Source organism: Novosphingobium sp. MBES04 (assembly GCF_000813185.1).
Classification (GTDB): domain Bacteria; phylum Pseudomonadota; class Alphaproteobacteria; order Sphingomonadales; family Sphingomonadaceae; genus Novosphingobium; species Novosphingobium decolorationis.
In genome coordinates this window covers 66,153-77,518 of the sequence record NZ_DF850491.1, presented here as the reverse complement: position 1 = coordinate 77,518, position 11,366 = coordinate 66,153, and the positions used below count along the sequence as shown (strand labels likewise).

The window sequence follows — 11,366 nt, the reverse complement described above, 5'->3', positions numbered from 1 at the left end:
CGGCATTGGACCATCAGCCCTGACCGAGGCCATGGAATTACTAAACCAACACCTGGCCACGGCCGCTTGATTGCCATGAAGCGGCGGATCTCACTCGCTCGCGGACGATCTTTGCAACAGAGCCAAATATCTGAACAACGTGCTTGAGGCCGACCATGGTAAGCTTAAGATGCTGACCAAGCCGGTACGTGGCTTCAAGTCGATGCCAACGGCCTACGCCACGATCAAGGGCTTCGAGGTCATGCGGGCCCTACGCAAAGGGCAGGCCCGGGCGTGGTGCCTGCAGCCAGGGATCAGGGGGGAGGTCCGCCTGGTTGAAAGGGCATTCGGCATTGGGCCGTCCGCGCTGACCGAAACCGTGACTATGCTCAATCAGCATTTCGCCAATGCTGCCTGATCCCCCTTCGGGGTGACGCCGCTCGGTCGCCCCCCATGTTTGCAACAGAGCCCTGCTGAGGAATTCAAGTTCTCCATTCCCGATCCATGGTCGCGACAGCTCTTTACCGCTTTGTGCCGCCGCTATGGACTTCGGCCATTTCGCTATACCCGTATGCACCGCCAAACCGTGATGGTCCGTGAGCCGGCCAGCATCGTCAACGGCACGCTGTGGCCCGAATTTCAGGAATTGAGCGACGCGCTGTGCGCACACCTGCTGGCCATAACGGACCGGATCATCAGCGAAGAGGTCTATGCCATGGCCGGGGAAGCCGAGGAAATCTCTGAACCCGCGCTCTTGAAATCTTGACCTAGCGCTGGTCTAGTTAGTATATACAACGTCAGTACCTTGTGGAAATATCCCGTTGAAAGCCGCTGTGTTCACGATGAAGCTGGAAGCCGACCTGCGGGCAGAGTTCATGGCCGAAGCGGAGGCCAGCCACCGCTCGGCTTCGCAGGTGGTGCGCGAATTCATGCGAGCATTCGTCCAGCAGCAACGCGCGCAGCGCGAGCATGACGCCTTCCTGCAACGCAAGGTTGAAGTCGCCCGCGCCTCGATGCGGGACGGACTTGGCCGGTCGAACGAAGAGGTCGAAGCCGCCTTTGCCGCACTGCGCACCGCCCATTCGTGAAAATCATTTGGACGCCGCAGGCGCAGCACGATCGCATCGCGATCTGGGATTATCTCGTGGAGCACGATTCTGCTGCGGCACTTCGGATCGATCAGCTATTCAGTGATGCCGTTGCCAGACTGGCCGACTTCCCCTTGCTTGGCCATGTCGGCACGGTCGCAGGAACGCGAGAACTGACGCCGCACCGAAGCTATCGCATCGTTTACGAGGTTGCAGGTGATACGGTTTGGATATTGGTTGTGATCCACACCGCACGGCAATGGCCGCCGCTACAGGATTGAAACATTCGATGTATCGCTGAAGTGGCGTCCTCCTGACCTTAACGTACGATTCCACACTCAGCCGGAACTGACCCCTAGATCGTCCCCTCCGAAATGCCGTGGCGACGCGCCAGGTCGGCTGTCTTGGCCCCAGCCTCGGCCTCCTTCAGCACCCCGATGATCTGCTCTTCCGTAAAACGTGCTCTCTTCATCTCGTCCGTCCTTCTCTCAGGCCAGACTCTAATCGCTCCTGGAGGAAATCTAAGGGGTCACGTCAGTGGCTGATCAGGCGGCATGTGGGGGTCCCGCTATCGCGCGCAGAAACGCCAGAAAGATTTGATCGCGTGGGAGGGCTCCGGGAACAGTCCCCTGCACCACCAGCCCCGACCAAAGTGCGTAAAGCCCGATCGCGATCTGCAACGACGGTAGAGCAGGCGTCAGGCCGAAATGGCTAGTGATGTCGTCCACGAGCAGCGCGAATTCTGTATGATAGCCTGCCTTGGCATCGTTATAAGCGTTGGAAAATTGGGCATCGCGCTGAGCATGAAGTTGTAGCTCGATTGCCAAGAGCGACCATTGGGTATCTTGCGCTGTGCTGGCGAGTCGCTCGGCGACAGCGGAGAGCAGATCGCCCAGCGTTTCCTGCCGAGCGAACTGCACGATATTGCGCAGAACCTCCACCTCGGCGTGGATATGGAGTTCCATTATCGTCAGCAGCAGTTCGTCGCGGCTGGAAAAGTTCGAGTAGAAAGCGCCCTGCGAATAGCCGGCCTCTTCGCACACCCCCCGCAACGAAAGAGCTCCGATACCCTCGCGCACAATCGCCGCCTGTCCCGCAGCAATTAGGCGCTGACGTGTTTCCTGCCGGCTTTGTTCCCGAGTCTTGCGCATTTGTTTCCGTTTCTGTTGCTGGATCCGACACCGGGGCTGGCTCAATGGCTTGGCCCCGGTGTCGTGTTTCCGTTCGCTTACTTCTTCAATCCACTGCGGAACTGTTCAAGCCAGCCAACGAGTGTTGTCACCGCCTGGCTACCCTTGCCCAACAACGCGGACAATTCGCTTTCCGCATGGGCAACCGCGCTTTCCTTCTCAGGCAGCGGCGGCAGGATGTGCGCATAATAGGTCTTGTCGAGCAAACGGTGCAGCAGTCGTTCACCCGGGAAAGGCTCATTGTTGTTGAGTGCCCGCGCGCCCTTCAGGATATTGCGGATGTCATATTGCGTCGGGCTGATGTCGGCGACCTGCTTGGGCAGGCCCAAGAGCGTGTAGACGCCGATGCGCGCGGTGCGGACGGAGCTTTCCATAGTGAAAATAATGTCGTTATTCGTTTCGACGAACTGCCCCAGTAAGGCCAGATTGGTGCAACCCTCCGGCACTACTCGGGGGCGATCGCCTGCCGCGCGCGGCATGAACTGCGCAGTGATATAAGGCATCAGAGCGAGACGAACCTTAGTGTGAGCGGCGATCTCGTCGATCTGATCGACGATGCCTAAATGATAACAAAGCTCGGTCAGGACTTCACGACCGGTGCAGGCTGGCATCGGCTTTTTCACATAGTTGCCATCCTTATCCATCAGCAGGGCATAGACCCACAGCACCAGCACATCGTCGGGTTGGGTGGGGAAATGCGGTTGTCGGTTGCAGGTGACACTCATCACCCAGTTACTGTCTGTGAAGGTGATGATGCCACCCGTGACCGTCTTGCCCGAATAGGGGTCGTTGACCGAAAGCTCCTTCAGCTTGTCGACAAAAGGTGACGGCTTGCAAGTTAGCGTTGCCGATTCCCACATCGAACCGGCGGGATTGCCGCAGAACTTCTCCGGCTTGCCGAAGACCGACGATTTTTTGGCCAGGTTCTGCCAAAGTGCCCAGTCGCTGCCTTCGTCCGGCGGGGTGAGGCTTCGTTGCAGGTCCGGCGCCTTATCCATGTCGCCATAGGCAGTGCCTTCGGTCATAGACCCGGTCAGCGCAAACACGACATCATCTGGTCCAAGCGGGATGGTTTCGTCCTTGTCGCCCACCTTGCAAAGAATTTCAGTGACGGTGCGTTCGCCGTCTCCTTCGGTCATGGCTAGGTCGTAGGCGCGCGTGTTGAACTGCACCTTTACGCCTTTCGCCTTCAGGAGATTGATAAGCGGAACGACGAAGCTGTCATATTGATTGTACTTGGGGAAGACGAGCGCCGACATATCCGTCAGCCCGTCAATGGCATCGAGGAAGCGATGCATGTAAAGCTTCACTTCGAGGAGGCTCTGCCAGTTTTCGAAGGCAAACATCGAGCGCCACAGATACCAGAAATTGGTCTCCAGAAAGCCCTTGCTGAAATAGCTATCGATGGTGACGTCGTTGAGATCCTCTTTGCGCATCAGCAGCAGTTTGATGATCTCCCATTGCTGAGACTTACTGAGGCCGAGCGTCGAAAAATCGCGAATCTCGCCTTGCTTGTGCATCAGGCGCGCCTTCGACCAGTTGGGATCGTTATCGTTCACCAGCCGGTATTCGTCGAGCACGCTATAGCCCTCGGGCAGTTCGCGTGCAGGCACATCCTGGAAAATGTCCCAGAAATTGTCGTAATTCCAGTTCATCTCGCGACCGCCGCGGATGATGTAGCCATCCTCGGGGTTGCCTGCGCCATCGAGCGAGCCGCCGGCAACATCCATTGTGTCGATGATGGTGATGTCCTCACCTTTCATGCCGCCATCGCGGATCATATAGAAGGCAGCCGCCAAACCGGCGATGCCGCTGCCGATTATCCATGCCTTGCGTTCTTCGATCTTGGTGACTGGCAGGGGCCGGTTACGCATGTAGGGGCCCATCATATCTGGCGGCGGAAGGGTGTCCTTCGGCCCTTTGCGCCAGAAGGCTTCGCCAGCATCGACCTCTATCACAGGAGCAGATGAAGCGGATGGCCTAAGGTTATCAGTCTGATCGGTCACAATTGTCTCCATTCCTACAGGGCGGCAGCATCTCACCCATCCTTGAGCACTAAAATATCATTCGATATTTAGATGTCAAATGATATATATGCTGGATTGGCGAGGCGTCGGATAGCGAAATAACTCAGGTTTCTCGAAGCTGGGTAGGAGCTTGTGCTGAGCAGGGGATTTGTCGGCTATACCCTATTGGGGGTGACTACACGAAAGTGACGTATCTGCACGGTAAGGGCGAACGGATAGCGAACGTCACGCGGCGAGCAGGGATCTGACGGCGCGCAGTGGCCGCAAGGCATCCGGATCGGGCCGGTCTTCTACATTCCAGCTATAGTCGCCGGTCAGCGAGATATGCTCCCAGCCCAACGGCGCGACGTGGCGCGCGATTTCGTCGGGCGTGCCGATGTCCGCCAGCGCCACTTCGAGATAGCGGGTGTTCCACAAGATGATGGCGGCGACGAGCAGGTTGAGGCCGGATGCGCGATAGGTCTGGTTCTCGAACCGCCGATCACGCAGCTCGCCGAGCTGGTTGAAGAAGAGCGCGCGGGCGAGCGCGTTGCGGGCTTCGCCCTTATTGAGGCCCGCCTGGGTGCGCCGGCGCAGGTCGATGTCGCGCAACCAGTCGAGCATGAAGATCGAGCGTTTGAGACGGCCAAGCTCGCGCAACGCGAGGGCTAGTCCATTCTGTCGCGGATAGGCGGACAGGCGGCGTAGCATCGCCGAAGCGGTGACGGTGCCGGTGCGGATCGATGTGGCGAACCGCAGCAGTTCGTCCCAATGCGCTGCGACATGATCCAATGCGATCGGTTCGGCCGTCATGCCGGCGAGCAAGGGGCCTGCTTCCTGGCCGGGAAGCAGGTGCAAACGACGTTCCTTGATGTCGCGCAGGCGTGGCGCGAAACGGTAGCCGAAGAAGGGCATGAGGCCGAACACATGGTCCGATGCCCCGCCTGTATCGGTGTAGTGCTCCTCGATTGTCAGGCCGGTCTGCTGATATAGCAAGCCATCCAGCACATAGGGAGCTTCGCCGGCGGTCGCCGCGATTACCCGGGTCGCGAAGGGGCCATATCGATCCGAGACATGGGTGTAGAAGGCAACGCCCGGTTCGTTGCCGCTGCGCGCGTTGATGTCGCCGATCGCGGCCCCGCGAGGCTTTGTTGCGCAAATGTCCAAGGGATTCCGTTCGTGAATCCAGTTAGTTAGGGGGCGATGATGAGCAAACCGCCCCGCGCCCGTTACCGGACGACGAACTGGAAGTCCTACAACGCAGCGCTGGCGCTAAGAGGTTCGCTTCAGGTCTAGTTTGATCCCGCGATAGAGTGGCTTGCCCGATCCACCGGCAAGCGCGGACGTCAGCTTGTCTTCTCAGATGCCGCGATCCAGGCCTGCCTGACGCTGAAGGGCGTGTTCAAGCTGCCCTTGCGCCAAACCACCGGCATGGTCGCCAGCCTTCTCGAGATGGCAGGGCTCGATTGGCTGGTGCCGGATTTCAGCACTTTGAGCCGAAGGCAGAAGACCTTGCTTGTCGAAATCCCTCGTCAGCCCAGTTCCGGGCCGTTGCACCTGCTGATCGACAGCACGGGCATCAAGGCGGTGGGCGACGGGGAATGGTGTAGGCGCAAGCATGGCCCGTCCAAACGTCGCCAGTGGCGGAAGGTCCACTTAGGTGTGGACCTCGGATCGTTGGATATCCACGCTATCGAAGTGACCGGAAGCCGGGTTGGCGATGCCCCCATGCTGCCCGAACTGCTGGACCAGATCCCACGCGATCAAGCCATCGCGAGCGTCAGTGCCGATGGCGCTTTCGACACAAGGGCCTGTCACGAAGCCATTGCCGCACGCAATGCCTGTGCCATCATTCCCGCCCGCAGCAATGCGCAAGCCTGGCCCGAGACTACGCCGGGGGTTACGGCCCGCAACGAAATCGTTCGCTCAAGTCGGCGGTTTGGCCGGATAATCTGGAAACGATGGAGCGGCTATCATCAGCGCAGTCTAGTCGAAACGAAAATCCATTGCTTCAAGCTGCTGGGCGAACGCATCATGTCTCGAGACTTTGATCGCCAAGTCGCCGAACTGCAAATCCGCGCCGCAATCCTCAACCGCTTCAATGCGCTCGGAAGGCCCCAAACTCAGCGTGTCGCGTGATCGATGCCTTCAAAGGCCAACTGCTGCCCTGCGATCGATTTGTGCAACAAAGCCCCCTATATTGGTTGGCACCTCATGTACGCGGTCCTGAGCCGGTCGAGAGGCTGATCGGCCGCGGGGAGAATCTCCCACCTATGTCCGATAAGATTGCTTATCGGACATAGGTGGGGACTTAGAATTTTGCGCCAATCCTGTTTTGTTCTGGTGTATAATCGCCATGTGCTGTACGTTGCTAATCCGCAATCGATCAGGACTTCCACCATGACCATGCACAGCGTCAAGATCACCAGCGACGGGCGCATCCAGATACCGGCCCAGCTTCGCCGCGAAATGAACCTTCGTGCCGGAGAGACACTTAATCTCGAACTGCACGACGGCACGCTTTCGGTGCGACGGCCATCCAAGACGCTGGAACGCATCCGCGCCAGGCTGGCGCCCTATCTGGCTCCGGACACGGATCTGCAGGGCGACCTCAAGGCCATGCGGATCGAGGATGCGCAAAGGGATACCGGGCGTGGCTGACAAGATCCTCGACACCTCGGTGCTCGCCGCGTTCGTCCTTGGCGAACCGCATGACGTGGACGAGAACGAGCTCCTCGCTGGCGCCTGTATGTCGGCCGTGAACCTTGCCGAGTTTCGCGCGGTCCTGGCAAAGAATGGCGTGGCCGAGGAAACCATCGGCGAAACCGTGCAAGATTTCGCCTTCAAGATCCTGCCGTTCGGTGAAGCCGAAGCGGACATGGTTGGCAGACTGATCGGGCCCGCGCGAAAACTTAATATCGGCCTCGGAGACTGCGCCTGCATCGCCACGGGCCAGATAGCGGGACTGACGATCTGGACCGCCGATCGCGACTGGCTGAAACTCGAGGTGCCCGGCGTCGAGATCAAACTCATCAGGAACCAGCCATGACCCGTCCCACCCAGGACATCGAACTCGTGGCGCTGATCAAGCCCGGATCGGCGCTGGAGCGCAGCTGGAAGCTCGCCAAGCCGACCTACGGCATCTACCAGTACGACAAGGCCTTCGATCGCCATGAGCTCCGTTTCGGCGACGGCGCGTGGCAGCGTCTGGAGCCCGAGCACATCCCCGACCTGGTGCTGCTCGATGCCTACGGCACCGAACTGGTCGAGCGGCTGTTCGACGACTGATCCCGGCTGACCTCAGGAGCGCGTGGCATGACCCTTAATGAAGACGACGACGATCACGGCTATACCATGTCCGCGCATGTCGCGGCGCTGATCGAAAGCGAAGAAGACGAGGAGGCCACGGTCCGCGCCTTCATCGCCGACATCTTCACGCAGCGTATCCAATCGCATCATGCACAGGCCATGGACGGCCCGCGGTTCTTCGATTGTCTCGACCGCTTTATCGAGCGCGCGCCGCAAGTCATCGAGGTCATTGTCTACACGGACGGGGTGGAAGGCTTCTCGATCCAGCAAGTCCAGCGCATCACCGACGATCTTGTCGAACTCGAGGATAGCGAATTTATGGCGCGCTATGGCCTCGAGGAGCTGTTCGCCGCGCTGTCCGAAGCGGAAGCCGCTGGCGAACTCGATCCGGAATCACCTTATCAAGCGCTGGCGAAACACATCGATCCGGTTAATCCCGCAGCCGGCGCCCTAACTATCGATCGGCTCATTCTCAGCGCAATCCGCGCTCGGGACAGCCACTACAACCGCCAGCGCGCCGCGAGCTTTGCAGGTTCGTTCATGGTTGCAAGCGGCCTCGCCAGTCTCGGCGTGTCTGCGCTGCTTCACGCTGTCGGATCGGCAACGCCCTTCCCGCTCCCCACACCGCCAGTCGCCGTCGCGCTCGCAATACTGGCGCTTGGCTTAGGTCTCACCTGGCTCTCCTTTCGCTGGCGCGACAAGGAGCCCGATCCACCATTGCCTGCAACCATCTCGGCATGGCTGACGGAAAATAATCACCAGAATGGCCTGCGCTACTGGCACGCGGTCTACTGGCCGACGGCAAAGCGCCTTGCGTGCGAGCGAAGAGTGTTCGGTTTCAGTTTCCCGAAAAAAAGCCCACCGCCGAAAAGCGAATGGCCAGACCTTTCAGACGCCGAATGGGACTATTGGGAGCATGGTCCGGGCAAGCCGGTGAGCGCACGCTACTACGAGCCCTTCACGGCCCGCATCGAGCGCTGGCATCAGCACGCATCGCGTGTTCTTCTGGGCTGTCTGGTACTCGTGATCGGCGCCCCGCTCGCGGACACGGCCTGGAGCCTCTTCTCCCACGATCACATTGCTCTGTTCGCCAGTCCGTCGTTCAAAGTCGGCAACGTTCTAGTCCTGATACTTCTTGCGTTTGCGCTCACGCATGGCGGTCTGCCACCGATCCGTTGGCTTCCCCGGGTCCTTCGCCGCTATTGGTTCGGACCGCTCCCGGCCGATGCCGAAGCCTATCGCGACTATCTGCTGGGCCGGACCTGAGGCAAAGATCATGACGGGGGATTTTTCAGAGATCGCGCGGCAAGCTGGCGCCTGGATTGGACCGATCGGCGGCCTGGCCGGCCTCTACACCTTTCTCGCTTCGTTGAACCGCCGGCGCCTGCGGGTCGCGGTCGACTATGTCAGCGGATCCGATCTTAGCGGCTCTTGGCATCGTTTCACCGTAACCAACCGCTCCGATCTCACCCTGAGCTTTCGCTATATCGGTCCAGCCTGGTTTCTCAACACGCCGCTCGGTCGCCAGTTTCTACGTTTCACATTCGATGCCGAAGATAACGAAGCCCCTCTGACCGTTCTGGGCCCGCACACCTCGATCGAGTGGCATATGAGCGATGACGACTGGCAATTGGCTTCTCCAACGCATCTGCGCGAGCGTGCGCATCTGCGCGTCGGTATCGAGATACCAAGGCTCGGGCGTCTGGCTTGGATAAAACCGCGCCGTCCCACCTCCTGGGATCTGTCGCTGCGCGAGCGCACGATCCATCGCCTCTACGGCCTGTGGGGCGCGAGCCTGCCGTGAGCGAAGACCTCACGCCCCTGGCTCCGACGGCCACGTTGTCGGAGCGCCTGCGCGCGGAAATAGAGGCCGCGCAGAAAACGATGAAAGCCGCGCACGCCAAAGCCACACTGCGCGCCTATGCTTCGGACTGGGTCAGTTTTTGCGAATATTGCGAGGAACGAAATTTCGAGGCGCTGCCCGCACACCCCGATGTAGTCGCGCTCTACCTCGAGCGGCAAGCCCGCGAGGGAAGGAAGACATCCACCGTCGGCCGCCGCCTCGCCGCCATCAATCGCTACCACCGCGATGCCGCGATCGCCCCCCCCTCCGCGCGCGATGCGGCAGGCACGATCGCGACCATGCTGAAAGGCATCCGGAACACTTACGGGAGCAAAGTGCAGCAAAAGGCTCCGGCCGAGGTCGACGTCCTCACGAGCATGTTGGCGACCATCGAGGGCATGGGCCTGCGCGCGGTGCGCGACCGCGCCATCCTGGCGATCGGATTTGCCAGCGCGCTACGCCGCTCCGAACTCGTCGCCGTGCAATGCGAGGAAATGTCTTTCGTGAATTCCGGCCTCCGGATCTTCATTCCTCGCTCGAAAGGCGACCAGGGTGCGCAAGGCACAACGATCGCGGTGCCCAACGGCCGATCGATTCGACCCGTAAACCTGCTGCGGCACTGGTTGCACCAAGCCGGTCATACCGAAGGGCCCGTGTTTCGCCGCCTTACCCGATCCGACGCCCTGACTGATGCGCCCATGACCGACAAGAGTGTCGCGCGACTGGTCAAAGCTGCTGCCGCAGCCGCGGGCTTCGATCCCGCGCTCTACTCGGCGCATTCGCTCCGCGCCGGCTTCCTGACCTCAGCCGCCGCATCGAAGGCTAGCCTCTTCAAGATGAAAGACCACGCGCGCCACAAGTCGCTTGATACCGTCGCCGGTTACGTGCGCGATGCATCGCTTTTCGACGACCATGCGGGGGACGAAATTCTCTGATGCTGCTCTTCACTGATCTTCTGATGAAGGCGGGCTTCAGCCCTGCCGACGTGCGGCTCCTGCGCCACCAGACGAAAGGGCGCAACGGCAAAACGCCCTACATCCTATGGCGCGACCAGCTCGCGGCGTTCGAAGACTATCAACACGTCCAAACCGCCAGCAATCGCGCCAGCATCGCTGCGCCCATATGGGCAAGCTTTGTGGTTCCGCCCTCCGGGGGCACACTGTTCGCCGGCCTCTACTCTGCAAGGCGCGTAGGCCCTGCCGAAGATGGCTGGATTGATCCCTTGCAGGGCGTGCCCGGCAGCACCCTCACCAGCCACGATCTCGACCGCTATGACACTGAGCGGCTCACGAATCTCGCTGACTATACAGGACGGCTCTGGATTGAATTGGGATCCGGAACCCGTTCATGGATCCAGCGGGCGGACCGCCAAAACAAGCCGATTTGTGAACTGACGCGCACATTCCGCGAGGACGCCTTCCCGGGGTATACGCATTTTCTCGCGCGGATTTCTGAGCTTCAGGGGTTGCCCGCAACCTGGGTAACCGCGCTCAGCGCCGCCCGAGGGGTCTACTTGCTCACGTCATCACGAACCAGGGAGCAGTACGTCGGGTCAGCCGCCGGCGTAAACGGCTTTTTCGGACGCTGGCTCAACTATGCACAGGACGGTCATGGTGGGAATCTCGGCTTGAGGAGCAGCGAACCAAGCGATTATCAAGTCAGTATCCTCGAAGTCTGCGGGTCGTCTTCAACTCAGGACGATATAGTCGCCATCGAACAACTCTGGAAACGGAAACTTCAAAGCCGAGAAATGGGACTCAATCGCAATTGACCTGCACTGTCCTTGACCACCCTCTCTATTTGCCGCGATATAACCCTATCCAATTCACACATGCGCATCGGGCCTCAACATGCCTCCCGATATCCAGGCAGCCTAAATGTTCCTTTATCGTTCTTCCTTAGCGTTGTTCTTTGTACTCCTAAAGCGCCGCCCTCAATCTGCCCACATTGA

12 protein-coding genes and 4 pseudogenes are annotated in these 11,366 nt (G+C 59.8%); 12 read left to right on the top strand and 4 right to left on the bottom strand.

What is annotated here, in order from left to right:
* Positions 1-118: 118 nt before the first annotated feature.
* The 4 genes and pseudogenes from MBENS4_RS23320 to MBENS4_RS23305 all read left to right on the top strand — a co-directional run.
* Positions 119-397: pseudogene (locus MBENS4_RS23320) on the top strand (DDE-type integrase/transposase/recombinase); the annotation flags it as partial.
* A 153-nt stretch (positions 398-550) separates the two neighbouring features.
* Positions 551-745, top strand: coding sequence for a hypothetical protein (locus MBENS4_RS23315; RefSeq protein WP_199904465.1), 195 nt, complete (start codon positions 551-553; stop codon positions 743-745).
* 55 nt (positions 746-800) lie between these two features.
* Positions 801-1,067: an antitoxin of toxin-antitoxin stability system gene (locus MBENS4_RS23310; protein ID WP_242405110.1), complete on the top strand. Its 267-nt coding sequence runs from the start codon at positions 801-803 to the stop codon at positions 1,065-1,067.
* Complete coding sequence (locus tag MBENS4_RS23305) at positions 1,064-1,348, top strand: type II toxin-antitoxin system RelE/ParE family toxin (RefSeq protein ID WP_039396643.1); 285 nt, start codon at positions 1,064-1,066, stop codon at positions 1,346-1,348. The genes MBENS4_RS23310 and MBENS4_RS23305 overlap by 4 nt, the downstream gene beginning before the upstream one ends.
* A gap of 80 nt (positions 1,349-1,428) precedes the next feature.
* Here the strand turns inward: MBENS4_RS23305 and MBENS4_RS23300 are convergent.
* The 4 genes and pseudogenes from MBENS4_RS23300 to MBENS4_RS23285 form a co-directional block, all read right to left on the bottom strand.
* Positions 1,429-1,539, bottom strand: a pseudogene (locus MBENS4_RS23300) (transposase); the annotation flags it as partial.
* A gap of 73 nt (positions 1,540-1,612) precedes the next feature.
* The gene (locus tag MBENS4_RS23295) at positions 1,613-2,218 is read right to left on the bottom strand and encodes a TetR/AcrR family transcriptional regulator (protein WP_039396640.1); all 606 of its coding nucleotides are present in this window, start codon (positions 2,216-2,218) and stop codon (positions 1,613-1,615) included.
* A gap of 77 nt (positions 2,219-2,295) precedes the next feature.
* Positions 2,296-4,263, bottom strand: a complete 1,968-nt coding sequence (locus MBENS4_RS23290; protein ID WP_039396727.1) for an oleate hydratase — start codon at positions 4,261-4,263, stop codon at positions 2,296-2,298.
* Between the two features lie 246 nt (positions 4,264-4,509).
* A pseudogene (locus MBENS4_RS23285) lies at positions 4,510-5,406 on the bottom strand (Tn3 family transposase); the annotation flags it as partial.
* A 63-nt stretch (positions 5,407-5,469) separates the two neighbouring features.
* Between MBENS4_RS23285 and MBENS4_RS23280 the strand changes: the two are divergent.
* The 8 genes and pseudogenes from MBENS4_RS23280 (at position 5,470) to MBENS4_RS23245 (ending at position 11,186) form a co-directional block, all read left to right on the top strand.
* A pseudogene (locus MBENS4_RS23280) lies at positions 5,470-6,402 on the top strand (IS5 family transposase).
* Positions 6,403-6,663: 261 nt separating this feature from the next.
* Positions 6,664-6,924, top strand: a complete 261-nt coding sequence (locus tag MBENS4_RS23275; RefSeq protein WP_039396633.1) for an AbrB/MazE/SpoVT family DNA-binding domain-containing protein — start codon at positions 6,664-6,666, stop codon at positions 6,922-6,924.
* A complete protein-coding gene (locus MBENS4_RS23270) occupies positions 6,917-7,312 on the top strand; it encodes a type II toxin-antitoxin system VapC family toxin (RefSeq protein ID WP_039396631.1) in 396 nt (131 codons plus the stop codon). The genes MBENS4_RS23275 and MBENS4_RS23270 overlap by 8 nt, the downstream gene beginning before the upstream one ends.
* Complete coding sequence (locus tag MBENS4_RS23265) at positions 7,309-7,551, top strand: hypothetical protein (protein WP_039396627.1); 243 nt, start codon at positions 7,309-7,311, stop codon at positions 7,549-7,551. The genes MBENS4_RS23270 and MBENS4_RS23265 overlap by 4 nt, the downstream gene beginning before the upstream one ends.
* Positions 7,552-7,578: 27 nt before the next feature.
* The gene (locus MBENS4_RS23260; RefSeq protein ID WP_039396625.1) at positions 7,579-8,838 is read left to right on the top strand and encodes a hypothetical protein; all 1,260 of its coding nucleotides are present in this window, start codon (positions 7,579-7,581) and stop codon (positions 8,836-8,838) included.
* A 10-nt stretch (positions 8,839-8,848) separates the two neighbouring features.
* Complete coding sequence (locus MBENS4_RS23255) at positions 8,849-9,376, top strand: hypothetical protein (RefSeq protein ID WP_039396621.1); 528 nt, start codon at positions 8,849-8,851, stop codon at positions 9,374-9,376.
* Positions 9,373-10,350 carry a site-specific integrase gene (locus MBENS4_RS23250; protein ID WP_039396725.1) on the top strand — a complete coding sequence of 326 codons (978 nt, stop codon included), beginning with the start codon at positions 9,373-9,375 and terminating at the stop codon, positions 10,348-10,350. Before MBENS4_RS23255 ends, MBENS4_RS23250 begins: the two co-directional genes overlap by 4 nt.
* Positions 10,350-11,186: a GIY-YIG nuclease family protein gene (locus tag MBENS4_RS23245; RefSeq protein WP_084592355.1), complete on the top strand. Its 837-nt coding sequence runs from the start codon at positions 10,350-10,352 to the stop codon at positions 11,184-11,186. The genes MBENS4_RS23250 and MBENS4_RS23245 overlap by 1 nt, the downstream gene beginning before the upstream one ends.
* Positions 11,187-11,366: the final 180 nt, after the last annotated feature.